This window comes from Brevibacillus sp. BD137 (assembly GCF_041644655.1).
Classification (GTDB): domain Bacteria; phylum Bacillota; class Bacilli; order Brevibacillales; family Brevibacillaceae; genus Brevibacillus; species Brevibacillus brevis_D.
The window spans coordinates 599,370-623,884 of the sequence record NZ_JAOTNO010000003.1; the positions used below are offsets into that span (position 1 = coordinate 599,370).

The following is a 24,515-nucleotide window of genomic DNA, read 5'->3' on the forward strand; positions in this document are numbered from 1 at the left end:
GCCATAGAAAAAGCTACGTTTATCTGAAAGACAACGTAGCTTATCAAATAGAGTTATCACTCTATGTAGTGGCTATCAGGAATTCTTCTCCACTTGGTAGCGAAAGACCATCGGTGCGGCCAGTAAAGTAGCGCTGGTTAAGTTCTGCCGAGGAAACATGCTGGACTTCTCGAAAACCAGCTTCGCGGGCCAGTGCCAGCATCTCCGGCGGTGTGAAAAAGCTGATGAAAGGCGTGCCGCTTGACCGCGCTCCTTTTTCTGCCTCTTCAACTTCGGGACGCTTCTTCGTTTCTGTAAAGGTAAAGGGAAGCAAAAACGTCATAGCCAGCGTGGAGCCTGGAGCAAGCGTCGCTACTTGGCGCAGCGTAGCCATAATCGCATCCTTCGTAAGGTACTGGGTGACGCCAGTGGATGCTACCACCGCTGGTCGGCTAGCTTCAAAGCCGGAGTCCTTTAGTTGCTCCCACCAGGACCAGCCTGCCTCGAAGTCAACGGGTAAGAGTCGTAACCACTCGGGGATGCCAAAGCCCAGCTCGTTCAAGCGTTGCTTCTTCCAACCCTGCGTGTCTGGCTGATCGACCTCGAAAATCCGCATCTGAGAGGCGATTTCCGGTCGGCGCTGAGCAAAGGTGTCGAGGCCAGCGCCGAGGATAACGTACTGGGTGACCCCTTGTCCGAGCTGTTCGGTGACCAAATCCTCAATAAAGCGAGCACGAGCCACGATAGATGCTCGAAACCCGCTGGTGCTCTTTGGGTCCATGTCGGGACGTTGGCGCCAGTCGTCTTCCGGAGCCACCAGTCGCAGACCGATCTCGTCTTCTAGCACATGCGGTGAAGAATCGATCTGTGCGTGCAATGCCCGCCACAACGCGACCCGCACCGCCGTGTGGTCTGGCACCGTAGTTTGCTTATCATGCATGGCTGCTCTCTCTCCTCTCGATTCGTTTCCTTCTCGTTTTCGATACAAAATGACTTCATTTTAATATGCTCCCATTTAATAGGACAATCCTGACCAATAGAATTAGTTCGCAGCATAAACTATAAGCTTCTTAAATAGTCTTTCGTCCCTGTTAATTCTGACCATCTGGCTGAGAGAAACTTCGCATAGTTTAAAGGCGCGATTCCATAAGTCCCTAAAGAATGACCATCATTAATCTCTACCAGCTTCATATTCCCATCTCGATCAATTCCAAAATCTAAACCATAAGCAGCTGGCGCATCAATATAATCCTTAACCGCACATTTTATAATAGGTAGATCTAATTTTGAATCCCAGGCACCTTTGTACTGCCTAATATCAAGTATTTCTCCATATCGTATAAAGCAACGCCATTCCGTCACAAAATCAACGATTTCCGAACACCAAATCTTCGTATCCTCATCCTGTTCAATCAATCCTATAAAATCTTTGTATTCTTTTACCACTTTTCCAGCAAATTTTTTTGTTATGTCTTTCGGTTTTACAAAAACGTTCCAATCCTGTTTATTCTCAAAAAGCTGTTGAATAGTTGTAGTCCATATTTTCCTGCCAAAATAACTGGATAAAGAATCTGGATAATCAATCTCTCCTTGGCTTCTTTCTCTCCCCAATATTTCAAGACGTTTTCTCACGTTGCCAATACCGCCAACTACTATGTCTTCTGGATTCTTTTCTTTTATTTCATGAACATCATGGAACTTAATGATCTCCCATCCTAATGAAGTGAAACCTTCAAAAGCAATAAATGCATTTACATTGTAGAATTCTCCACTTTTGTTTGCCTGTATATACGCCCTCATTCATATCACTCCATCATTTCAAACGGGTTTTTCTTTCTCCATCGCCTGCTTGAGCCATCCATCGATTCGATCCTTAGGCAACAGGATGTTTCCTCCATAAGCATTATTCTTATGAAAGCCCCAATCTCCATATACGAGCATATGGTACTGACTATCTATTCGCTTTACGAGTCCCCATACGCCGATATTCCCCTGCGAACCAGCACTAATAAATAGCCAGTTCTCGTAGTTGAATATGTAACGATCTCCAAACATATCAAAACTCTCTAAATAACCTTCTCTTCCATCTCTTTCTAGAAATCTCTCGTTGTAATCCTTAATCATCCATACATCTAAAATCTCTACGCACAGCCAAGCTGTAAGCTCATTCCGCTCAATGACACGTTCAATGGAACACTGTACAAAAGAAGATTGTTCAATCTCTTCCGGATGCGAATCCCAGCCATTAAAACTGGAAAGTACCGGCGTGTACATGATCCAAAAGGGTTCTCCCATCCTCATATGGAAAGGATGGGAGACCTTCACCGTTCTAACCTGACCGCGCTCAGGCGGGCGATTGGAACGCATCCAATGTCGCTCATCCAACAGGGGAACTTCGTTTTCAAAATCTGACCATTCCATAATGTCATTTTCAAAGCCAGCAATATCAAACAGCTCACTTTCCATCCTAATGCGCTCTGATACGCCTTTGCATACTCCGCACGTTAAAGCAATGAGCTCTTGTTCCATTTGCTTCACCCCTTCATCTTGCCAATCCAGTCTCTATTAAATAGAGTTGCTTCATGCTAAACGAGACTCGTCTATCAGATCTTTTAACTGTTCATCAGTCCCCGTGTTTTCGATTGGTGTATATACCCTCATCACGAAGTCACCACTTTCGGGCACAGCAAAAGAATGGTAACGAAAACTCAACAAGCCAGCTTTAGGATGCTGTATCACTTTTTCCCCTTTCGAAGTCCCGGATACATCATGTCTTCGCCACCACACTCTAAACTCCTCACTCTGTTCACTCAATTTGTCAACTAATTCCCGATACCACGAATCATTCATATACAAGGCGTATCGGCTTCTAAAATGAGCCAGCAGCATCGTGGCGACGTTTTCCCAATTCACAATGCGAGCCTCGTTATCCTTCATCATGAAGACTCTCCAAAGTATATTTCTCTCGATCTCTGCTATCTGATTAAAGTCGCCACAAAGCGTACTTGTCATTTTGTTCCACGCTGTTACGTTCCAGCGTCTATCGATGACATAGGCAGGGTAGCTCCCCATCCTGTCGAGAATTTGTTGCAGGGCTGGAGAATTTGATTCGCCTACTGTGACGTATGGAGCTACAGAACAATTAGCCAATACAAACAAATGATTGCGCTCGTCATGGCTGAGTTGGAGCGTCCGCACCAAGCTCTCCAGCACTTGTTCCGACACCTGAATATCCCTCCCCTGCTCCAGTGCCGTGTACCAAGGCAAAGAAATCCCTGACAGAGTCGCCACTTCTTCCCGCCTTAGACCAGGCGTACGACGACGTGCAGTTTCAACAGGTAATCCCGCCTCTTGCGGGGAAAGGCGGGAACGACGGGTCCGGAGAAAATCAGCTAGCTCCCTTCGCCTTCTTTCACCATTCATACGATCATACACCTCTATATCCTAATAGGATTTATACTACTTTTCCGAATCGTACTGTAAATACAGAGCTGTTTGTCAATTTATGAAGCTGATTATAATCGACTCATCACCTATAGAAGGAGGACGATCTTATGGGAAATCTGGAACTTTGCAGTAGTTTGAAAGGCAAGCGTGTTATCCTGCTCGGCGGAACTTCTGGAATGGGATTTGCGACAGCGGAAGCCGCTGCGCGGGAAGGGGCATATGTTGTTGTAGTATCCAGTCGAAAAGAGAGAGTGGACGATGCTGTCTCGCGTCTCCCCCAAGGTACGGAAGGATATGTGGTTGATCTATCAAATGAGGAGCAGATTCGCGTATTTTTCAGCCGTATTGGTGAATTCGATCACTTGGTATTCACCGCTGGAGAGCCATTTCAGCCCGAAAATCTCAACACGGTTGACATGGACAAGGCACGCCAATTCTTTACCATCAGGTACTGGGGTGCGGTTATGGCAGCGAAATATGGCTCAGAGAAAATCAGGCAGAATGGTTCCATGATTTTCGTTTCCGGCACCGCTTCAGTTCGACCTCCAAAAGGATTGACGATCGCAGCTAGCATTTGTGGTGCTATCGAGTCCCTGACAAGGGCGCTAGCCGTCGAACTGAGTCCACTTCGTGTCAACGCCATACGTTTCGGATTCATGCGTACTGAGTTGTGGGACAATATTCCTGAAGAGGAACGAAACACCATGTACGAGACTGTCGGGAAATCCCTCCCTGTTGGGCGAGTGGGCGAACCCGAGGACGCGGCCGAAGCGTTTCTCTATTTAATGCGTGAGAAATACTCCACCGGTCAGGTCATCGTCGTAGATGGCGGTTCTACGCTGGTATGACAACGAATCCAATCAGCTTTCATCGGCGAAATGCCCTCTTATCGAGGGTATTTTCCATGTCGGTCATCCTCCCTTATGATATGGCTCACTGGGTTGTCTGTAACAACAGCACTCGAAAAAAAGAGTCTCCGGTTTGGAGACCTCTTTTCGTTTCCCATACTTTTCTCGGGTCCAATTATTCGCTTCTCAAAATGTGCTCGATTCGCTTTTCTGGCACGACCCAAATCGCGGCAACGAGTACGTAAAAGAACCCGGATACCCATGGACCCACATACGCGGTCAATATCGCGAGCAAATAGAGAACGGGAGATATTTTCACCTTCCAGTCTCTGCCCATTGACTTTACGAATGCAGAATCTCCAGAATGCTGGCTAATGATTGCGAGCTGAAGCAGTCTGTAAGAAATCGCTGCAAGCAGAAGAATAATCCCGTACAATGCCATCGGAGTGGGCGCAAACTGGCTTTCCCCCATCCACGCGGTCGTGAATGGAATAAGGGATAGCCAGAAGAGCAATTTCAAATTCAGCCACATGAGCCGCCCGTTCATTGTGCGAACCATGTGCAGCAGATGATGGTGGTTGTTCCAGTAGATGCCGACATAAACGAAACTGAAGATATAACTAAGAACTTTTGGGCCTAGTTCGATTAACGAATGCCAGTCGTGGCCTTCTGGTACTTTGAATTCTAGTACCATAATCGTAATGATAATTGCCAGCACGCCATCGCTAAACGCTTCCATCCGGTTTGCTCTCATTTGGTGATCACCTATTTCCCGCTTCTCGCGCTGAATTCATCGAATAGATATCCATAGTTTATTCTAACTTTTCTTCATACTGTCAAGCACAACCTTTCCCTCATTCGGGATCGTTTTAACGGACCTAATGGCGATCCATTTATTATGGGAACTAGAACGTTTACATATTATGTATCTCTTTTGCCAAAATATATCTATTGATGTAAGATTGTAGAATAAACGTATAAGTGAGAAATTTGTCGATGGAGGTAATAGAATGTCATTTTCTGGCACATTTACGAATTGGCTTAAAAACACACAAACATCCTTGCGAGACCAGGTAAAGAAGTTTCAGAATCGTGACTTCATGGATGCAGTCGTTGCCGGATGCGCATTGGTTGCCGCCGCTGATGGACACATTGAATCCTCTGAAAAGCAAAAGATGGCCTCTTATATCAATCGAAGTGAAGAATTGAAAGTTTTTGATATGAACGATGTAATTAGCCGCTTCAACCATTTTGTCAGTGGATTTGAATTTGACCACGGCGTCGGGAAGATGGAAGCACTCAAGGCAATCGGCAAATTAAAAAATAACCCAGAAGCAGCGCGAATTCTTATCGGCGTCTGTTGCGCAATCGGTGCCGCTGACGGTGACTTTGATGAAAAAGAGAAAATAATCGTTCGGGAAATCTGCCAGTCTGTTAATTTGAATCCAGTTGATTTCCAGTTGTAACACGCGAGATTGCCTCGGGCCAAGGGGCAGTCTTGTTTTTTATCAATGGCGAGTTGGGATGAAGAGGGGAGCCGTTTCTTTTATGAGGCATTTTGATTACTTGCTCGAGAACGAAAAAGAAGAATTATTCAGTGTACACCCCCTTCCTATCAATCGAAACACCGAGAAGGAAGTGCTAGCCCACGCGTTGGGAGCTACACTCTACATGCCCGCCATTCGAACCACCATCTCTCATGATGTAATGACGCAAAAGCACGAGGGCTTGGTCTCCATGGTCATCTGCCTGGAAGACGCTATCGGCGATCATGAGGTTTCCGAGGCAGAGCAATCGCTGATTCGGCAGGTCCGTGATATTTCCAGCCGTCTACGAAACGGCTTGATCCAGCAGGACGATATACCGATCATGTTCGTGCGTGTCCGGGATGTCCACCAAATGAACCGGCTTGTGGAAGAACTGCAAGAGGATTTGATCAGCTTGACTGGGTTTGTGTTCCCGAAGTTTACAAGCCGCAACGCTGAGGAGTATCTGGAAGCGCTGCAATCGTGCAACCGATACGTTCCTTTCCCTGTGTACGGCATGCCGATTCTGGAGTCCGCCGACATTATTTACAGAGAATCCCGAACAGCCGAGCTACTGTCGATCAAAAAAATTTTGGACAAATACCGGCACCTTGTCCTGAACGTGCGCATGGGAGCAACTGATTTTTCCAGCCTGTTCGGATTGCGCCGTGGACCAGATGTGTCTATTTATGAGATTTCCACGATTCGCGATTGCATCGGCGACATTGTGAACATGTTTACACGACAGGGCAGTGAATACGTCGTATCTGGTCCAGTCTGGGAGTATTTTAGCAACGGTGAAAGGTTGCTAAAACCACAGCTCCGCCAGTCTCCGTTTGAACAAAAGCTAGGCGGCGCATCAGGGCGCAGACTTCGCCAGCAATTATTGAATCAATGGCAAGATGGGCTGATCAAAGAAGTATTGCTAGACAAGGAAAACGGCCTGACCGGCAAAACGATCATCCACCCAAGCCATATCAAAATTGTCCACTCACTTGCCGTGATTACACGCGAAGAGTACGAGGACGCCAGGGCAATCCTGCAAAGCCAAACAAACGGAGTAACGAAAAGTCACTACGCTAACAAGATGAACGAAATCAAGCCACATACGAGCTGGGCGAAAAAAATAATGATCAAATCAAAAGTGTACGGGGTGTTCCATGAGCATAACAACTTTATCAACCTGCTCGCTCGAACAGCAAATATCCAGTTTCAATATTCTCGGTGATTTGAATATCACCATCCACGTTCGACAAAATCCGTACGATCTTCCATTGGAAGCACTATTCCAAATGGCTGCCCGAATCAATAAGAAACGAAGCTTCCTGTTTGTCAGCAAGGTTCTGGGAAAGCATTTGCCCGTGCGGCCGTCAGCGTCTGTGCTAAGCGGTATGGCATTGGCGGCACGTCTCCTTGAAGAGTTTTATTCTCATGAAATCAGTGATCTTCCGGCTATCGTGCAAGGTATCATTCAGCAGGAGAAGAGCGAAGAGATTCTTCACAAACTGCTGCAACATCCCCTCGAATTACCCGAGCCCTTGTTGTTCATCGGATTTGCCGAGACTGCCACTGCGCTTGGACACAGCATGTTCAGCGCTTTTGGCAGCAAGGCAGAATACATCCATACAACAAGAGAGCTGATCAAAGAGGTTCCGTCCACGATTGATTTTGAAGAAGAGCATTCTCACGCAGTAGCCCATCACTTTTATCCATTGGATAAAAACTTGCTACATTCTGCGTGTCCGATCGTATTAGTAGATGATGAGATTACGACAGGGAAAACAGCGCTTAACATCATTCGCGAGATTCAGCAGCATTTTCCGAGAAAGCAATACATCGTTGCTTCCTTATTGGATTGGCGCTCGCCTGACGATCACCGCAAGTTTCTGGAGCTTGAAGCCGAGCTGGGTATCGAGATCACAGCCATCTCGCTAATTAAGGGAGAGATTGAGGTGAACGGCGTTCTTGGCGAACAGCAGGCTGAGCAGACGAAGCCTGCCTTTGTCGAACCAGAAGCTGAGCCGACTGTCATCACGCTGGAGACCGCTGCGCTAACCAAACTGTCCTTTTCTTCCATCGATCAGACAGGCTTTGTGAATACCTTGCCGTATTTGCAGCAAACCGGACGCTTTGGCATGACTTCCGAGCAGCAGCGTCAATTGCATGACACACTTCGGGAGCTGGGCCAGTTTTTGCAGCAATATCGTAAGGGTACGACCTTGTGTATGGGAACAGGCGAGTTTATGTACGTGCCGATGATGATCGCCGCTTCTATGGGCGATGGGGTTTGGTATCAATCAACGACGAGAAGCCCGATTCATCCGGCAACAAAGGAAACATATGCCGTTCAAAATGCATTTGCGTACGAAAGTCCGGATGATCCTACTGTTCGCAACTTTATGTACAATATCCCGGAGCAGCGGTATGACGAGCTGTTCCTGTTCCTCGAACGCGGGACAAGCGTGGAGCGGCTGAATAGTCTTTATGCGGCCTTGGCCCAACTGCCGATTCCGAACAAGTATCTCGTAATGTTTCGCTAACTGCAGAGAGGAGGGGTAAACCGAATGGAGCAAGGCTCATTATACACAGCAGAACTCATGCAGCCGATTAAAATGGGGAGCTACCCTGCAGAGGATGTTACATTCCTGTTGAAAGAAATCAGCGGATTGATGGAAGAAACCAACACGGAGGACCGGGAAGAATTGATTCAGGCGGGGACACATTACTCCGAGATGCTGCCTGTTGAGTATCAGCCCTCCGCCGAGTACATCTCATTGTTTCATCAGGCCTTGCAGACGACAGCACGAAAAGTGGCGCTGGCGTCAGGAGTAGTGGCTGAATCCATCCTTGCACGCAAAGGCAAGGGGGTTGTGCTTGCCTCGCTTGCAAGAGCAGGAACGCCGATCGGTGTTTTGATCCGCCGCTATTTGAGACAAATTCACCAGCTGGATACGCCGCATTACAGCATCTCCATCATTCGCGGCAAAGGTATTGACGAGAACGCACTGCGCTATATTCTCGAGCATCATCCGGGCAAAGGAATTCAGTTCGTAGATGGTTGGACAGGCAAGGGCGCTATTACATCGGTCTTGCACGAGTCGATCTCCCGCTTTAACCAGAAATTCCATACGCGGCTTGATGCCGATTTGGCTGTTCTCGCTGACCCAGGGCATTGCGTGCAGACGTTTGGCACTCGCGAAGACTTTTTGATTCCGAGCGCTTGCCTGAACTCGACCGTTTCTGGTTTGATCAGTCGTACCGTGCACCGTGACGACCTCATTGCAGCTGGTGAATTTCACGGAGCCAAATTTTATCGGGAATGGGCGGACGAAGATGTTTCCAACCTGTTCGTCAATACGATTTCGGCGCATTTTGCGGATATTGCCGACGAGGCAAAGGCAAAAGCAGCTGAACTGATCAGCCACGAGGACGACCACGTGCCGACCTGGAAGGGAATGCGCGATATTGGGCGGATTCAGCAAGAGCTACAAATTGATGATGTGAATCTAATTAAACCGGGAGTTGGCGAAACGACACGCGTGCTTTTGCGCAGAGTTCCATGGAAAATTCTTGTCGATTCAGTCGAAAATCCTAACCTTGCTCATATCATCATGCTCGCCAAGGATCGTGGTGTATTAGTGGAGGAACGTTCGGATATGAGCTATTCCTGCTGTGGTATTATCCGATCGATGGGAGGGGAAAACCAATGATTTTTGCAAGTGACCTGGACCAGACCCTCCTATACGGGAAACGATTTCTCACAGACGAAATGCAGTCGTTTCAGGTAGTCGAAGTGCTTGAAGGCGAACCAATCTCGCACATGTCTGACCGGGCAATCCAGCTTCTTCATGAGGTTCATCAACAGTCTCTGTTTATACCCGTGACAACAAGAACGATTGAACAGTATCAGCGAATTTTGATTTTCCAGAATGAGCTTTTACCGCGCTATGCAATTACCAGCAACGGCGGCAATGTAATCCGTGACGGACGAATAGACGAGCAGTGGAGTCGTCAGGTACATAGCCGAATGGTCAACGAATGCGCGCCGTTTCCCGACATGCTGGCCGGCTTCGCCCAGATCAGCAATGACAGTTGGGTGATTCGGGAGAGAATGGCAGAGGATCTGTTCTTCTACAGCATCATTGATCGAGAAAAAATGCCTGTCGACGAGCTGCGCGACTTCGAGCGCTGGGTGACGCAACAAAACTGGAGCATGTCCATTCAGGGCCGAAAGCTCTACCTCGTGCCCCAGGCCGTCAACAAGCGCGATGCGACCTTGTACGTGTGCGAGCTGGAGCAGGATGAGCAGCTGATCGCAGCTGGCGATTCGCTACTGGACCTACCTCTGCTGGAAGCAGCGCAACTGGCGATCGTTCCGCCGCATGGGGAGATTTATCAGATTCGTAATCACGGTGGCGTTGTGGGCAACTTCCACTTTACGCAGGCATCGGGAATCAGCGCTGCAGAAGAGATTTTGCAAACCGTTCTGTCATGGTATCGCCAACTGGTCAAAGCAACATAAAACAAGGCGTGAACCTGCGGCGCTTAGATCCTGAGAGATGGAAAAACGCCACCGCTCAAAAAAAGACACAAAACGGATGTAATTTGTTGTTTTTTGCAAAAAAATGTAGATTTTATTGGATAGCAATGGAATAATCGAATTGTAATCTGCAAAATACTGGGGTATAGCCTGGACAGAGTAGGAGGGTGACATGTCAGTTATCAGTTTGCAAAAAGGGCAAAAAATTGACCTGACCAAAGGAAATGCCGGCTTGAGCAAAGTGCTGGTTGGACTTGGCTGGGACCCGGTAAAAAAATCCGGCGGACTACTTGGTGGACTGTTTGGTGGTGGACAAGCCAACATCGATTGCGATGCGTCCGTAATCATGCTGAACGAAAATGGAAAATTTACAAAAGAAACAAATCTCGTCTATTTCGGAAATAAGCGAAGCGGTTGCGGAAGCGTCAATCACTCGGGGGACAATCTTACCGGTGAAGGGGAAGGCGACGATGAGCAGATATCTGTCGAGCTTTCACGTGTCCCTGCCGATGTTCACAAGCTGATTTTCGTGGTCAATATCTACGATTGTGTCAGTCGTCGTCAGGATTTCGGAATGATTGGCAACGCATATATCCGCATCATGAATCCATCTTCTCGTCAGGAACTGTGCAAATTCAATCTGACGGAGAATTACTCAGGGAAAACCTCACTAATCGTGGGTGAACTGTATCGCCACTCAGGCGAATGGAAGTTTGCTGCTATTGGTGAAGGAACAACCGATACGTCGATTTCCCAGCTGGTCAGACGCTACACATAGCACCTATTAGATTATACTTATTACATTAAAAAATCGAAATTTCGGGAGGAATAACACATGGCAGTATCTTTGCAAAAAGGACAAAAGGTTGATTTGACAAAAACGAACCCTGGCTTGACCCAAATCAAGGTAGGTCTTGGCTGGGATACCAACAAGTATGATGGCGGCGGCGAATTCGACCTGGATGTGTCCGTATTCCTGCTGAACGACCAAGGCAAAGTGGAAGACGACAAACATTTCGTATTTTTCAACAATCCATCCAGCCCTGACGGCTCCGTTGTTCACTCCGGTGACAACCGCACTGGTGATGGCGACGGTGATGACGAAGTGATCGAAATCGACTTGTCCAAAGTTTCCGCGAATATCCAAAAGGTTGCTTTCACCATCACGATTTACGATGCGGCTACCCGCAACCAAAACTTTGGTCAAGTTTCCAATGCGTATGCGCGTGTACTGAGCGCAAGCAGTGGCGAAGAACTCATTCGCTACGATCTTGGAGAAGATTTCTCCATTGAAACCGCTGTTGTAGTTGGCGAACTGTATCGTCACGGCAGTGAGTGGAAATTCAGCGCAATTGGCTCAGGCTACAAAGACGGTCTTGCTGGTCTGGCGCGTGATTTTGGTGTTAACATCGGCTAATTAGCCAGTACGAAACGTGGAAAGGATGAACTTACCATGTCAGTAATCAGCTTATCCAAAGGTCAAAAAATTGATCTGACGAAAGGCAATCCGAATCTGACCAAACTGGTCGTTGGACTCGGTTGGGATACAAACAAATATAATGGTGGATTTGATTTTGACCTCGATGCAGCGGCGTTTTTGCTCCACGCAGACGGCAAAGCAACCAACATTCAGCACTTTGTTTTCTATAACAACCTTCAAGGCGGAAACGGTTCCGTTATTCATACTGGTGACAATCTGACGGGTGAAGGCGATGGCGATGATGAGCAGATCAAGATCGACCTGACCAAAGTACCGTCCGAGATTGAAAAAATCGCCATTACGATTACGATTCACGATGCAGAAAATAGACGCCAAAATTTTGGACAAGTCTCCAACGCATTCGTTCGTGTCGTTGATGAAAATACGAACCAAGAAGTTCTTCGTTACGACTTGGGCGAGGATTTCTCCGTTGAAACCGCTATCGTCGTATGCGAATTGTATCGCTATCAGGGCGAGTGGAAGTTTGCTGCGGTGGGCAGTGGTTTTTCCGGCGGCCTCAAAGCGCTTTGCAATAACTTCGGATTACAAGCAGGTTAATTCGTACCAGCCAAAGGATGCTAGTTTGATAGTAGGGACTAGCATCCTTCCTTCATTTTTTCGACAAGACGCAACCAAGGCAACGCCACGGACTTGGCGGAACCGAGTTTTCTAAAATAGGTGATAGCGATGACGATGATGGTTGTTAAGGGACAAAAGGTTGATGTAACGAAGCAGTTTCCAGGGCTGACCAAGGTGATTGTCGGTCTTGGCTGGCATACCGGCAGCGAACTTGATCTGGATGCATCGGCATTTCAGTTGGGCGCAACCGGGAAAGTGAATCGTGAGGAGGATTTCATATTCTACGGAAATCCTAAATCAACGAACGGAGCTGTCTCCCTGCGGGACGGCGCTGGAGATAAACAGCAATTCGAACTGGAACTTTCCGCAATTCCGCTTGACGTAGAAAAGATCGCCTTTACGATTACCATTTACGACGCCATTTCACGTGGCCAAACGTTTCGTCAGGTTTCCGATCTTTATTTGCGAATCTTGCATCCTGTCACATTCGCTGAAATGATCCGATTTCCATTAGTTGATTTTTCTACAGAAAATTCAATCGTGACAGGTGAATTATATCGCTACAATGGCGAATGGAAGTTTAATGCGATTGGAAGCGGCTTTAACGGTGGACTAACTGCCTTATGCGGTAATTTCGGCGTAGAGGTGGCACAGGAGCACTCCTCTTCACCACAACCGTCTCCAACCATTCCGGCGCCACCTCCAAAGGTTGAGCAACCACCTGCACCGCCGATCAATCTATCCAAGGTTGAGCTGACGAAAAAAGGTGAAACGATCAGCTTGCGAAAATCAAGCGGGGCGTTGGGGCAAATTAGTGTAAACCTAAACTGGAATAGAAAAGCCAAGAAATCAGGCGGTTTTTTGGGCTTTAATAAATCCGATGGCATCGACCTTGATCTTGGATGTTTGTATGAGATGTCAGACGGGAATAAAGGTTGTATCCAAGCGCTGGGCCGGCATTTTGGTGAATATCTCCATTTCCCGTTTATCGAGCTGGACGGAGATGACCGTACAGGATCCAGAACTGATGGGGAAAATCTCCGCATTAACGGCAACCATGTGAGGGAGTTTAATCGTGTCCTGATCTATGCCTATATCTATGAAGGTGTAGCGAAATGGGCCGAAACGGATGGCGTTGTCACGATCAAACAGGCTGACAACCCGGAAATTGTGGTCCGCATGGACGTGCACGACCCTCGGAAGATTATGTGTGCCGTTGCCATGATAGAGAGAAAAGGAGATACCTTTGAGATCAAGCGTCTCGTTGAATATTTCAACGGACATGAACCGATGGATCGCTACTACGGTTGGAACATGCGTTGGGCCGCAGGCAGCAAATAACCTAGGAGGAAGAAGAAATGGAGTTTTTGAATGGGCTAATTGAAACCTATTCAAGTTTTTTTTCATGGGAGGTTTTGCAGGGGGTACTGACCAATCCTGCTAACTGGACAATTATTCTCTCATTGGTCATCCTGGAAGGATTACTTTCAGCTGACAATGCACTGGTATTAGCAGTAATGGTAAATCATTTGCCAGAAAAGCAAAAGAAACGCGCCTTGTTTTACGGCTTGCTCGGTGCCTATTTATTCCGTTTCCTAGCAATCGGTTTAGGTGTTTTCCTGGTCAAGATGACCGCGATCAAAGTAATGGGTGCACTCTACCTGCTCAAGATTGCAGCAGACCACTTCTTTGGCCATAATGAAAAAGCCCAAAAAGCAATCGATTTGCTGCTATATCTGGGAATGGCAGCGTGCTTGTACTTTATCCCAATCCCGGTTGTACAAATTCTCGGTGGATTGCTCATCGTCTGGCTGCTCTACCGCTTATTCAAGTCTGGTGGGGAAGAAGAAAACGAGGCCGAGAACAAAGGAAAAGGCTTCTGGCAAACTGTACTTGCAGTTGAGATGATGGATATTGCCTTCTCTATCGACTCCGTTTTAGCTGCATTTGGTGTCAGCAACCAAGTCTGGGTTCTGTTCCTGGGCGGAATTCTCGGTGTCCTGATGATGCGGGGGGTTGCTCAAATCTTCCTGAAACTGATCGAACGAATTCCGGAATTCGAAACAACCGCATTCGTACTTATTGCGCTCATCTCCGTGAAAATGTTCTTGGGCGCAGCAGGCATCCACATCGAGTCATACCTCTTCTTCGGCGTTCTGGTTCTCACCTTCCTTGGTACCTTCATCGTGCATAAGATGAAAAAAGGAAAACATGGGGAACAAGAAGACTCGAAGGAAAACGTTGCGTAAATAGCATGAGGTAAGGAAAGCGAGGTCGAACAGACACTCGCTTTTCTTTTCGAATAAAGGAGGGCAACCAATGAGAAAACGGATTTGGTTCAATCGAACGTTCGCTACGGCTTATCCAATCGTCGAAATGATTCGCAATAACCCGGATAACTTCACTTTCGAGATTTATGTAACTCACCCGAAACGTCATAGTGTGATGCTACAAATCGCCGACTATGCTGAACTGGAGCCCACGCTGGATGTGCCAGAATACATCGACTATTGCCTGTCGTTTTGTAAAAAACACCGGATCGACGTATTTCTCCCCAACTATCGATTGGTGGAAATCTCCAAGCATATCAAAGAGTTTGAGCAGCAGGGCACGCAGGTTATGATTGCTCAGGAACATCAGTTGCTAGAGGATATTTCGGATAAGGGGAAGCTGTTTCAACTGTTTCAGGACGTACCGGAAGTACCGTTACCCGCTTATGCGATTGTGAATACAGCTGAACAATTCCAAATCGCATATGAACAACTGAAACAAGACGGGAACAAGGTTTGCTTCAAGCCTGCCCGAGGCGAAGGCGGAGCAGGCTTTTATATTGTGGAGGAGCAGCTTGATCCGATTGACCGACTGTTTCGATCAACCCACCAGCAAATCACGATAGAAGAAGTAGTCCGCACACTGTCCACACGGGAGACGTTTGAGGATATAATGGTCATGGAGTATTTGGACTCGTATGAGTACAGCATCGATTGCCTCGCCTATGAAGGGCAGTTGCTGGCAGCGGTGCCCCGCAAGAAAGTAGAAGGGCGTATTCGCGAGCTTGAGGACAACGATGAACTGCTACGAATTGCCGAAGCCGTGCAGCAGCGATTGCAGCTTTCGTATTTGTTTAATGTGCAAATCAAATACAAAGAAGGTATCCCCAAGCTGCTGGAAATCAATCCGCGAGCTTCCGGTGGCATGTATATCTCTTGCCGGTCCGGAGTGAATTTTCCTTACTTGGCACTAAAACTGCTATTGACTGGAGAGGCGGACGTTCCTGTTCCAAAGCTTGATATTTTAATGACCCACGTTGAACGAGAGAGAGACTTGACGAGGATTTTGTAAAATATATGAAAAGCTAAAATTTTTCAAGGGAGAAACCCTCCCTGCCCATGCGTGGGGAAAAGTACAAAAACCGTTGTCTGGTATATTATGAAAGTGGTGGGGTTTCGTTGAAAACAGCGAGTGAGATACTTTCGATAATCAGTAATGACAGTTTCTTAGAGAATGTCTTCAATAAAGATGTTGATTGGGACGCTAAATTAGACGCTAGGGATGCTATTGGATTTGATGTAGCCTGGACTTCTAGTTACAAAAAAGTTGATCAAATTGCCCCCTCTGAAAATACGGTGATCAGAGAAATTAGGGAATTTGTGTTCAAAGGAACTTTTCGGATAACCCAGAATTCAGAAGTGGCAGGGTATGCATCGGACGACTTTGGCCTCATTTCCAAGGCGTTTGAAAACAAGATCAATATTGAGTTTATCAATGACCTTTGGGATTCCTACCTGCAAGGGGAATTCCCGAATTCCAGTATATGTGAATGAATTTTCATACATTACAATTATAAGAGTAGTCGAAAAAGACCGGAGAAGCATATAAAATATGCACTCCGGTCTTTTTGAATTAGGAAAGAGAGTTCCCTTTACTTTTTGGTTGCTGCTTCAATATCTTTGTACGCCCAATGGGTTGGAGGTACATCCGGCCAGCTTTGTCCAGTTACCAGACTTAACTGTTCATGGTTCAGCAAACGATTGATAATAGTGACTGTTTCTGCTCGAGTCAATGTCTTTTGGGGATGGAATGTACCATCTGGATAGCCAGCCAAGTAGCCATCTTTACTTACTGCCGCAATAATCTGAGTTGCCCAGTGATCTGCTGGTACATCGTAGAAGTTGTTCGGCATACCGTCTCCATTTAATCCCAAATACTTGTATACAATGGTCGCCATTTCCGCGCGCGTGATTCCGCCTCCCGGATTGAACGTGCCATTCGCATAACCGTTCATCAGACCTGCTTCATTTGCCCTTCTAATCGCATCTGCTGCCCAATGCTGGTCGGCTACGTCCATAAACATTCCGCTTGCGGATGTAGTCTTGACCATTCCTGTGTTTACAAGAATCATGGCCATTTCTGCACGAGTCACTTGGCGATTTGGATCGAAGTTTCCGGTTGGATAGCCGTTCATGTAGCCTGTTTGGTCATTTTTCTCTTTTGCTGGCTCACTTGGCTTCGATTCTACATTACTGGAGCCGCCTCCAGTAAAGAACGGATTTTGAACTTGATGAGTGTTTTTCCGATCTTTTTTCCGTTCTTTATCCCGGTCTCTGTCTCGTTTATCGACAGATTCTAAATCTCTTCTTGCTTTTTTAAGCTCAGCCAGTGCTTCGTCTACCTCTTCTTGGGTTGCGTCAGGATCTTCTAGTACGTCTTTTGCTCGCTTCAATGCTTTTTCGAGCTTTCTCCAACTTGAAGATGTATAGTCATCTTCATCCAAATCTTCATCGTCGATTTCATCTACTTTTGCTTGCAGCTTTGATTTGTCGACTGTAGGTGTAGGCTCATCTGGTTTTTTCAAACCGTCTCTGGCCTTTGTCAATGCCGAGAGTGCTTTGTCTACTTCTTCTTGGGTTGCATTTCGATCAGCCAGAACCGCATTCGCTTTTTCTAATGCTTTTTGCAGTTCTTCCCAGCTCTCGCTTGTGTAGTCTTCACCCACAAGATCTTCGGATTGGATTCTATCCGCTTTGGCTTGTAGCTTCGATTTGTCGACTGAAGGTGTTGGTGTAGGCGTAGGCACGCTTGGTTTTTTCAAACCGTCTCTGGCCTTTTTCAATGCCGAGAGCGCTTCGTCTACTTCTTGTTGGGTTGCATTTGGATCAGCCAGAACCTCGTTCGCTTTTTGCAATGCCTGTTTCAGTTCTGCCCAACTCGCGCTTGTGTACTCTTCTTCCTTCAAGTTCTCAGCCTTGATTTCATCTGCTTTGGCTTGCAGCTTCGTTTTGTCGACAGTAGGCGTAGGCTCGTCTGGCTTTTTCAAACCGTCTCTCGCCTTTGTCAGTGCCGCCAGTGCTTCGTCTACTTCTTGTTGGGTTGCATTTGGATCAGCCAGCACTGCATTTGCTTTTTCCAATGCCTGTTTCAGTTCTGCCCAACTCGCGCTTGTGTACTCTTCTTCCTTCAAGTCCTCAGCCTTGATTCCATCTGCTTTGGCTTGCAGCTTCGTTTTGTCGACAGTAGGCGTAGGCTCGTCTGGCTTTTTCAAACCGTCTCTCGCCTTTGTCAGTGCCGCCAGTGCTTCGTCTACTTCTTGTTGGGTTGCATTTGGATCAGCCAGCACTATATTCGCTTTATCCAACGCCTGTTTCAGTTCTGCCCAACTCGCGCTTGTGTACTCTTCTTCCTTCAAGTCCTCAGCCTTGATTTCGCCCGCTTTGGCTTGCAGCTTCGATTTATCAACGACAGGTTGGGTTGGTGTTGTATCGACGGTAATAGACTTTGTCGCTTTAGCTGACTTGCCGTCCACTGTCGTCGCTGTTACCTCAACGGTGTATTCACCATCTTTTAAATCTTGGGTTGGTGTAAACGTCCATTTGCCTTCTGCATCAGCTGTTACTGTTGGAGTATCTACTACATTCCCATCTTTGTCTTTAATCTCAACAGTCACCTTAGATCCCGCTGTTGACGTTCCTTTGAACTCCGGTTTCGTTACAGTGACTCGATCGGCACTTGGTTCAGTAATCGTAACTGTCGCCCCAGGATTCTCAACATTTTTGTTAAATGGATCTACTGGAGCGCCGTTTGTACCTTTTAAGTTCCCCAAGCCATCATAGGAAATGTTTACTGCTTTATTGGAGACATTCGTACCTGCTGGCAAGGTGATCACTAGCTTTGTAGCATCGTTTTCGTCAACTTTGAAAGTGAGACCGCCGTTTTCTACAGCTGTACCATCAACTGTAATTGTAAATCCAGTTAAATCGGTTAACTCTACTCCTCGATCAAACGTCAACGTTATTTTATTGCCATCCGCTACTGTTTGCTCAATTGTAGCAGCTGTTGGTACGGGTACAGTTGTGGCAATCGTAAAATAATTGCCAGTAGCAAATTCAGCACTATTCAGTGTTACTTTGCCATCTGTTAGTAGATGGAATGCATCGTTCTGATCGAATTGCTCATCTCCACTAACAACCAGATACAAAGGCCACTCAGAAGCGCCTTTTACTTTGTCTGCTTGCAGCGTAATGTCTGTATCTTGCCAATTCGTTTTCTCTACTTTATAGGTGCGTCCAATACGTTTTAGACTTTCTGTACCTTTTGTTATTGGCGTCACGAATGTAACGTCTCCACCATTATCGCTAAAAACAAAGAATGATTTATCTTCTGCAATCGTCTTGGTATTCAGAGCATTCGTCTCTTGAATCGCATTGCCTATTGCAAGCGTGACATTGGCACCGTCAACCTGAGATTTCGATTGCTTTTGATACAAAGCACCTACTTCATCACGACCGATCCCTGTGATGCGGTTGCCGTAGCCAGTGTTGTTGCTAGCTTTCCACATCGTTGAGCCATTGCTAGCAACATAATCAATCGGAGCATTATTTTCATCTTTCAATGTCAATCCGTATTTTAAAGCAAGGTAACTGTTGACTTTGTTTCGGTCTTCATCAGTCAATTTACGGTTATAAAGGATCGTTTCAGACATCTTCCCGTAAAAGCGACTGTTATGACCTGCACCAAAATAATAAGGTTTACTTCCGCTTGTTATCGGAGATGCAAAGTTGGGAGTATTACTATTTGTCGTCTGTAGTACTTTCCCATTTAGCGAAAGTGCCCAATCATTTGGTGCACTCCAGATGTTTAACATCGCTCCATTTTTTAATTGGTAATCACCGACGTCTGCGCTTAAGCTACCTTCGTCTCTACCCAAATATGAACTTATGGATTTTCCATTATTAGCTCCATAAACAACTGCAGCGGTATGTTTTCCTCCAAACTCCCATGGAAATCCGCTATATTTGTCACTTGCCTGGACGGAGAATATTTCCCGAGCCGTAGTAGCATTATTATTAAAATCAATGGAAGAGCGAGTATAATATCCTTTAGTTGCGTCAATTTGGATTCCGCTATTGAAATTCAGAGCATTAGGCACATTGTCATTGGTACTAGCACCGCTAGGTATCCATGCTCCGCGATCTGCCAAGTCTGTTAATTGATTGATTTGGTTTCCCGAAAGCACAGCACTGCGTTCTACATCAACCCAAGAGATTAGGCCTTCACTCACCCCACCTGGCGCTGACGTAGGTCCTGGCGTAGGTTCCACAGCGGAGATCGTTCCCGTTGCAATCGCGCCACCAACGGCGACTGCTCTTACGTCAGTTGTATCTAAAACGTTATCGGGAGCAAAGTAAACTGTCACTTTTCCTTCGCCGTCTGTTCTTACCATTGACCAGTCTGTGATTGGGTTGCCGTCCACATCCGTCCATGTTCCTTCTTTACTGTTTGCCAATCTAATCGAAACATCAGTGGCTGCAGACCTGTCAGGGTTGTACGCGGTAACAACTACTTTGTGTTTCCCTGGCTTGTCCGATTTCTCCACTGTCATGTCAATGGATGATGGGGCTTGTCGATAATCACTCGAACCCTCTGGGGTACCGAAGTTGTCTCCAATCGGTGCAAAGTCGTTGACGAAATACCAGCTCAAAATTTCATGCGATTCGTACCAGCTTGAAGTGGAACCAGTGAAACCAGCATAAATTCCCTTTGTGTCACCAAAAATCCCCTTTAGATTGATTCCATTCGCATCAATCAAGGGTTCGCTTGGTTTGCTCCCCGAATCGTTCAAGTACACCTTTACGTTACTGGATGCACCATCGTAATCAATCCAGGCATAATACGTGTTCCCATTCGCCAAAACAAACTTGGGGTTACCGGATTCATCCTTAATATCGTTGAGATTCTTGTACCACGCCGGATTGTCATTTACCAAATTTCCATTATAGGCAATTCCAATATAGTTGTTTGATGGATCGAGAAATTTTTGTTGATTATAATTGTTCAGATAGGTGTCAAATTTTATGCCTAGACTTGGACTAACTCCTGCTAGCCCCAGATTGCCACCAAAGCCGCCCAACTTTGTAGGGTCCCCCACAATGGCAAAGGTCATTCCATCAGCGGTATTCGGTTGATTACCGTCAATCCGAAATGAAAATCCTGTGCTAAATGAAAACTCTTCATGCGGTTGGAAAGATTGTTTGTTAAAAACGCTCCCGGTTTGACTTGCTTGCTTCGGGGTCACAACCAATCTTCCATCAAGGATTGTCGAATTTCCATTTAACTGAAATAGTTCTTGCAAAGATGGATTTGAAAAATCATTAATGTCAAACTTGTACGTCAACCACTTGATAGATTCAGCCGCCTGCACTCTCTCAGGCACTCCTGCCATGGAGAAACTACTTGTTACTAGCGCCAACAAAAGCATGAACGCTAGTGGACGTTTCCACCAATTTCGCAGCTTCGCGATTGTTCTCATTGCCCTTTCTCCCTCTCCTCTCAGCCTCTGGATATTTTGTGTATGAATAGACTTCTCCTAATTTGCCATCTTAGCAGGGTCACCTCTACAAAACCTCTACAAAGCCCCTTATCCACCATGAATCCATAAACACCCGATATATTCATTTTAAGAGGTGTCCTGAAAATCTTGTCGAAAAGTAAGAGCTTAAGAGGTTGCTACTATTACGAATTGAGGGTACGAAATGAAAACAGTCGCCTGGAAATGGACGAAAATGATCGTTGTTGCTCTACTAGTAGTAACAGCCGTTCGCTTACTCTGGATGAGTTTTCTTACCACCTTTGACTACGCTGAAAAACCAGTGGCTGTACAAGGTGTGCTTGATTTACGCGGGTGGGAGTTTTCGGAATACCAAACATTACGGTTGGATGGGGAGTGGGAGTTCTTCCCTTCTCAGTTCATAGAGGGAAACGGCCTAAAGAAACCTGAGGGACAGACATACATTCAAGTACCCAATAAGTGGGATGAGGCATTTGTTCATGAGCAGGGTGTATCGGACTCTTTCCACTTCGGCACGTATCGACTACGCATCTTGCTTGATCCGGAACAGGAACAGACACTTGGGCTCAGGATCAATGAGCTTCGAACTGCCTCGACCGTCTATGCCAATGGGAAATTAGTCGCCCAGGTGGGACAACCGGCAACCAGCTTATTAGAGCATCAAGCACGCAATATTCCCTATACTGTCAAACTGACGCCACAACAAGGCCAAGTAGAGTTGCTTATCCATGTTTCCAATGATGCCGGGGCAGGAGGAATCACGAAACCAATTCGCTTCGGTACGATAGAAGCTGTACAGATGCGGACGACCCTCTCCATCAGTTTGCAACTATTATTACTCGTCGTGTTTCTGATCCATAGTTTATATGCCTTGCTCCTGTACTTCTTGGGTGCCAGAAATAAAGGGTTGGTATATTTCTCTTTGGTCATGATTTGTGGAATATTGACTGTGGTAACAGCCGACGACAAGTTATTATTTGTCTGGTTGCAACTCGATTATGATTGGACAGTTAAGTTGACGTATCTCGTCTATGTTGGTGCGGTCGCCTTCATACCTGCCTTGTTTCATCATCTACTTCCTGCTTATCTGAACAGAAGGATTTTACAAGGTTTCGGTTGCTTGTGCAGCCTATACGCCATGTTCATCCTCTTCGTACCCGTTGGAACTATCTTAGCTATGATCAGAATACTCTCTATCGTGATGCTCCTATCCGTCATTATTTCTGCCTACATACTCTGGAAAGCCATTCGGGACAAGGAAGACATTATCTTTCTCCTGCTAGCTTGCTTGTTTGTAGGGGTGAATGTGATCTGGACGATCGCTTATGGCATATTAGGATTGGAATTTATTCACTACCCCTTCAACCTGATCTTTGCCGTACTTGCTTTTGCGGCATATTGGTTTAGACGATTTTTCCGGGCAACGACTGAGACGAAACATCTTGCTGAGAAATTACAGCAAGAGGATAAGCGCAAGGATGAATTTTTGGTGAATACTTCTCATGAACTGAGAAACCCATTACATGGCATCATCAATATCACACAAGCGATTATCGAGGATACAAACAATCCCCTTCATGAAAAACACAAAAAGCGTCTGGATATTCTCCTGCATGTCAGCAGACGTCTGACACTCATGCTAGATGATTTGCTGGATGTAACCCGATTAAAGGAGAACAGCATTCGCCTGCATAAGAAAAAATTAAACCTGCAGTCTATCTTCGCTGGTGTTTTCGATATGGCGAAACTAATGCTGGACGGAAAACCGATTGCTTTAAAAGTGGAAATAGACGATTCGTTTCCTGCTGTTCGGGGAGATGAAAACCGGCTGATTCAAATTCTTTTTAATTTGGTGCATAATGCCATTAAATTTACAGATGAGGGAACTATCACGATTCGCGCGACAACGTCTAACGGATTTGCGCAGATCCAAGTAGAGGATACTGGGGTCGGTATCGAGGAAAAGGCTCTACAAACTATTTTTCAACCTTATGAACAAGCGGAACTGAATGCAATCAGAGCTAGTGGCGGATTCGGGCTTGGCTTACACATTTCCAAACAGTTAGTTGAGCTGCACGGCGGTACTCTATCGGTTCAGTCCACCCTGGGAAAAGGCTCTGCCTTTACTTTTACACTCCCACTTGCTTCAGATTCCGTTCTAATAGAAGAAAGTAGCGCTCAGACATGGATGCAGACTTCACTAGAAATGGCCGCTGCAACGACTGATCGAATCACTACATCGACAGAAACCGTTTCTTCTATGAATAGAAGAGCAAGAATTATCGTTGTAGATGACGACAGTATTAACCTGAACATCCTTAGCAAAATGCTTGAATCAGATCAATACGAAGTAAGCACGGCAACCAGCGCTCAGCAAGCCCTGTCCATTCTGGAACGTAACCCGGTCGATCTGGTCATCTCAGACGTCATGATGCCTCACGTATCCGGCTATGAACTTACACGCATCATTCGGGAACGATTCTCTGTTTTAGAACTGCCTGTCCTGCTCTTGACCGCGCGCAGTCGTTCCGAGGATATTATAGCCGGCTTTCAAGCAGGGGCGAACGACTATGTTAAGAAACCTGTCGATGCCTGGGAATTAAAAGCAAGGGTAAAAGCCTTAACAGAGTTTAAAATATCCTTCGATGAACGTTTGCGTATGGAAGGAGCATGGTTACAATCACAAATTGAACCTCATTTTTTATTTAACGCATTAAATTCAATTGCCGCCTTGGGACTCCAGGACTTCACGAAAATGCAGACACTGCTTGAGGAGTTTAGCAACTATTTGCGTTTAAGCTTTGACTTTCATAATTCTGAACCCGTTATTTCGCTTCACGATGAACTTGATCTTGTTCGATCTTATTTGTATATCGAGAAGCAACGATTTGGCGATCGATTGCAAGTGGAATGGGATCTGGACCCTGATCTCGATTTTTGTTTACCACCCTTATCCATACAACCGCTAGTCGAAAATGCCATCAAACACGGCTTAATGCAACGCACAAGTGGGGGAACAGTCTGGATTCACATCAAAGACAAAGAGGAGTATTTCGAAGTCTCAATCCAAGACGATGGGGAAGGCATAGCAGAGGAAGATCTGAATCAACTATTCAGCCAAACAAGGCATGGCAAAAAAAGAGCAAGCGTAGGACTGCGAAATATTGAACGGCGACTAAGACAACTATATAACCAGGGATTAACGATTGATAGCTCACCTGAACAAGGTACGATCGTCACTTTCGGAATCCCCAAATAAGGAATAAGCCAC

20 protein-coding genes are annotated in these 24,515 nt (G+C 46.2%); 14 read left to right on the plus strand and 6 right to left on the minus strand.

What is annotated here, in order from left to right; all coding sequences use genetic code 11:
* Positions 1 to 61 precede the first annotated feature (61 nt).
* The 4 genes from ODZ53_RS09310 to ODZ53_RS09325 all read right to left on the minus strand — a co-directional run bounded on the left by ODZ53_RS09310 (position 62) and on the right by ODZ53_RS09325 (position 3,402).
* Positions 62 to 967 (minus strand): class I SAM-dependent methyltransferase, encoded by a 906-nt coding sequence (locus ODZ53_RS09310; protein ID WP_483862217.1) that lies wholly within the window; start codon positions 965 to 967, stop codon positions 62 to 64.
* Positions 968 to 1,038: 71 nt separating this feature from the next.
* Positions 1,039 to 1,779, minus strand: coding sequence for an ATP-grasp domain-containing protein (locus ODZ53_RS09315; protein WP_372676751.1), 741 nt, complete (start codon positions 1,777 to 1,779; stop codon positions 1,039 to 1,041).
* An 18-nt stretch (positions 1,780 to 1,797) separates the two neighbouring features.
* Positions 1,798 to 2,508, minus strand: a complete 711-nt coding sequence (locus ODZ53_RS09320) for a hypothetical protein (RefSeq protein WP_372676752.1) — start codon at positions 2,506 to 2,508, stop codon at positions 1,798 to 1,800.
* A 51-nt stretch (positions 2,509 to 2,559) separates the two neighbouring features.
* Entirely contained in the window at positions 2,560 to 3,402 is an 843-nt protein-coding gene (locus ODZ53_RS09325; RefSeq protein ID WP_372676753.1) for a helix-turn-helix transcriptional regulator, read from the minus strand.
* Between the two features lie 131 nt (positions 3,403 to 3,533).
* Between ODZ53_RS09325 and ODZ53_RS09330 the strand changes: the two genes are divergently transcribed.
* Positions 3,534 to 4,274 (plus strand): SDR family oxidoreductase, encoded by a 741-nt coding sequence (locus ODZ53_RS09330; protein WP_372676754.1) that lies wholly within the window; start codon positions 3,534 to 3,536, stop codon positions 4,272 to 4,274.
* 175 nt (positions 4,275 to 4,449) lie between these two features.
* On the opposite strand, the gene ODZ53_RS09335 is transcribed toward ODZ53_RS09330, so the two are convergent.
* Complete coding sequence (locus ODZ53_RS09335; RefSeq protein ID WP_064200261.1) at positions 4,450 to 5,028, minus strand: TMEM175 family protein; 579 nt, start codon at positions 5,026 to 5,028, stop codon at positions 4,450 to 4,452.
* Between the two features lie 256 nt (positions 5,029 to 5,284).
* Between ODZ53_RS09335 and ODZ53_RS09340 the strand changes: the two genes are divergently transcribed.
* The 12 genes from ODZ53_RS09340 to ODZ53_RS09395 all read left to right on the plus strand — a co-directional run bounded on the left by ODZ53_RS09340 (position 5,285) and on the right by ODZ53_RS09395 (position 16,223).
* Positions 5,285 to 5,740 carry a tellurite resistance TerB family protein gene (locus ODZ53_RS09340; protein ID WP_372676755.1) on the plus strand — a complete coding sequence of 152 codons (456 nt, stop codon included), beginning with the start codon at positions 5,285 to 5,287 and terminating at the stop codon, positions 5,738 to 5,740.
* Between the two features lie 82 nt (positions 5,741 to 5,822).
* Entirely contained in the window at positions 5,823 to 7,028 is a 1,206-nt protein-coding gene (locus tag ODZ53_RS09345) for an HpcH/HpaI aldolase/citrate lyase family protein (RefSeq protein WP_064200263.1), read from the plus strand.
* Positions 6,961 to 8,340, plus strand: a complete 1,380-nt coding sequence (locus ODZ53_RS09350) for a phosphoribosyltransferase family protein (RefSeq protein WP_372676756.1) — start codon at positions 6,961 to 6,963, stop codon at positions 8,338 to 8,340. The genes ODZ53_RS09345 and ODZ53_RS09350 overlap by 68 nt, the downstream gene beginning before the upstream one ends.
* Positions 8,341 to 8,364: 24 nt before the next feature.
* A complete protein-coding gene (locus ODZ53_RS09355; RefSeq protein WP_372676757.1) occupies positions 8,365 to 9,510 on the plus strand; it encodes a cysteine protease StiP family protein in 1,146 nt (381 codons plus the stop codon).
* On the plus strand, positions 9,507 to 10,322 hold the full coding sequence (locus ODZ53_RS09360) for an HAD family hydrolase (RefSeq protein ID WP_372676758.1): 816 nt from the start codon (positions 9,507 to 9,509) through the stop codon (positions 10,320 to 10,322). Before ODZ53_RS09355 ends, ODZ53_RS09360 begins: the two co-directional genes overlap by 4 nt.
* 190 nt (positions 10,323 to 10,512) lie before the next feature.
* Positions 10,513 to 11,118, plus strand: a complete 606-nt coding sequence (locus ODZ53_RS09365) for a TerD family protein (RefSeq protein WP_372676759.1) — start codon at positions 10,513 to 10,515, stop codon at positions 11,116 to 11,118.
* Between the two features lie 57 nt (positions 11,119 to 11,175).
* Positions 11,176 to 11,757 (plus strand): TerD family protein, encoded by a 582-nt coding sequence (locus ODZ53_RS09370; RefSeq protein WP_016739422.1) that lies wholly within the window; start codon positions 11,176 to 11,178, stop codon positions 11,755 to 11,757.
* Positions 11,758 to 11,793: 36 nt separating this feature from the next.
* Entirely contained in the window at positions 11,794 to 12,378 is a 585-nt protein-coding gene (locus ODZ53_RS09375; protein ID WP_234126044.1) for a TerD family protein, read from the plus strand.
* A 129-nt stretch (positions 12,379 to 12,507) separates the two neighbouring features.
* A complete protein-coding gene (locus tag ODZ53_RS09380) occupies positions 12,508 to 13,740 on the plus strand; it encodes a TerD family protein (protein ID WP_372676760.1) in 1,233 nt (410 codons plus the stop codon).
* A 17-nt stretch (positions 13,741 to 13,757) separates the two neighbouring features.
* A complete protein-coding gene (locus tag ODZ53_RS09385) occupies positions 13,758 to 14,648 on the plus strand; it encodes a TerC family protein (RefSeq protein ID WP_173606607.1) in 891 nt (296 codons plus the stop codon).
* 70 nt (positions 14,649 to 14,718) lie between these two features.
* Complete coding sequence (locus ODZ53_RS09390) at positions 14,719 to 15,741, plus strand: ATP-grasp domain-containing protein (RefSeq protein ID WP_372676761.1); 1,023 nt, start codon at positions 14,719 to 14,721, stop codon at positions 15,739 to 15,741.
* Between the two features lie 107 nt (positions 15,742 to 15,848).
* Positions 15,849 to 16,223 (plus strand): hypothetical protein, encoded by a 375-nt coding sequence (locus tag ODZ53_RS09395; RefSeq protein WP_372676762.1) that lies wholly within the window; start codon positions 15,849 to 15,851, stop codon positions 16,221 to 16,223.
* 98 nt (positions 16,224 to 16,321) lie between these two features.
* Here ODZ53_RS09395 and ODZ53_RS09400 read toward each other — a convergent pair whose 3' ends face one another.
* Positions 16,322 to 21,205 carry a DUF8202 domain-containing protein gene (locus ODZ53_RS09400; protein WP_372676763.1) on the minus strand — a complete coding sequence of 1,628 codons (4,884 nt, stop codon included), beginning with the start codon at positions 21,203 to 21,205 and terminating at the stop codon, positions 16,322 to 16,324.
* A gap of 223 nt (positions 21,206 to 21,428) precedes the next feature.
* Here ODZ53_RS09400 and ODZ53_RS09405 point away from each other — a divergent pair, with 223 nt between their 5' ends.
* Positions 21,429 to 24,503, plus strand: coding sequence for a hybrid sensor histidine kinase/response regulator (locus ODZ53_RS09405; RefSeq protein ID WP_372676764.1), 3,075 nt, complete (start codon positions 21,429 to 21,431; stop codon positions 24,501 to 24,503).
* Positions 24,504 to 24,515: the final 12 nt, after the last annotated feature.

Coding starts and splice junctions, on each gene's coding strand:
- ODZ53_RS09360 (WP_372676758.1), top strand. CDS start 9,507: ATGATTTTTGCAAGTGACCTGGACCAGACCCTCCTATACGGGAAACGA.
- ODZ53_RS09325 (WP_372676753.1), bottom strand. CDS start 3,402: ATGAATGGTGAAAGAAGGCGAAGGGAGCTAGCTGATTTTCTCCGGACC.
- ODZ53_RS09370 (WP_016739422.1), top strand. CDS start 11,176: ATGGCAGTATCTTTGCAAAAAGGACAAAAGGTTGATTTGACAAAAACG.
- ODZ53_RS09330 (WP_372676754.1), top strand. CDS start 3,534: ATGGGAAATCTGGAACTTTGCAGTAGTTTGAAAGGCAAGCGTGTTATC.
- ODZ53_RS09405 (WP_372676764.1), top strand. CDS start 21,429: ATGAAAACAGTCGCCTGGAAATGGACGAAAATGATCGTTGTTGCTCTA.
- ODZ53_RS09385 (WP_173606607.1), top strand. CDS start 13,758: ATGGAGTTTTTGAATGGGCTAATTGAAACCTATTCAAGTTTTTTTTCA.
- ODZ53_RS09340 (WP_372676755.1), top strand. CDS start 5,285: ATGTCATTTTCTGGCACATTTACGAATTGGCTTAAAAACACACAAACA.
- ODZ53_RS09320 (WP_372676752.1), bottom strand. CDS start 2,508: ATGGAACAAGAGCTCATTGCTTTAACGTGCGGAGTATGCAAAGGCGTA.
- ODZ53_RS09390 (WP_372676761.1), top strand. CDS start 14,719: ATGAGAAAACGGATTTGGTTCAATCGAACGTTCGCTACGGCTTATCCA.
- ODZ53_RS09315 (WP_372676751.1), bottom strand. CDS start 1,779: ATGAGGGCGTATATACAGGCAAACAAAAGTGGAGAATTCTACAATGTA.
- ODZ53_RS09400 (WP_372676763.1), bottom strand. CDS start 21,205: ATGAGAACAATCGCGAAGCTGCGAAATTGGTGGAAACGTCCACTAGCG.
- ODZ53_RS09380 (WP_372676760.1), top strand. CDS start 12,508: ATGACGATGATGGTTGTTAAGGGACAAAAGGTTGATGTAACGAAGCAG.
- ODZ53_RS09355 (WP_372676757.1), top strand. CDS start 8,365: ATGGAGCAAGGCTCATTATACACAGCAGAACTCATGCAGCCGATTAAA.
- ODZ53_RS09335 (WP_064200261.1), bottom strand. CDS start 5,028: ATGAGAGCAAACCGGATGGAAGCGTTTAGCGATGGCGTGCTGGCAATT.
- ODZ53_RS09350 (WP_372676756.1), top strand. CDS start 6,961: ATGAGCATAACAACTTTATCAACCTGCTCGCTCGAACAGCAAATATCC.
- ODZ53_RS09375 (WP_234126044.1), top strand. CDS start 11,794: ATGTCAGTAATCAGCTTATCCAAAGGTCAAAAAATTGATCTGACGAAA.
- ODZ53_RS09365 (WP_372676759.1), top strand. CDS start 10,513: ATGTCAGTTATCAGTTTGCAAAAAGGGCAAAAAATTGACCTGACCAAA.
- ODZ53_RS09345 (WP_064200263.1), top strand. CDS start 5,823: ATGAGGCATTTTGATTACTTGCTCGAGAACGAAAAAGAAGAATTATTC.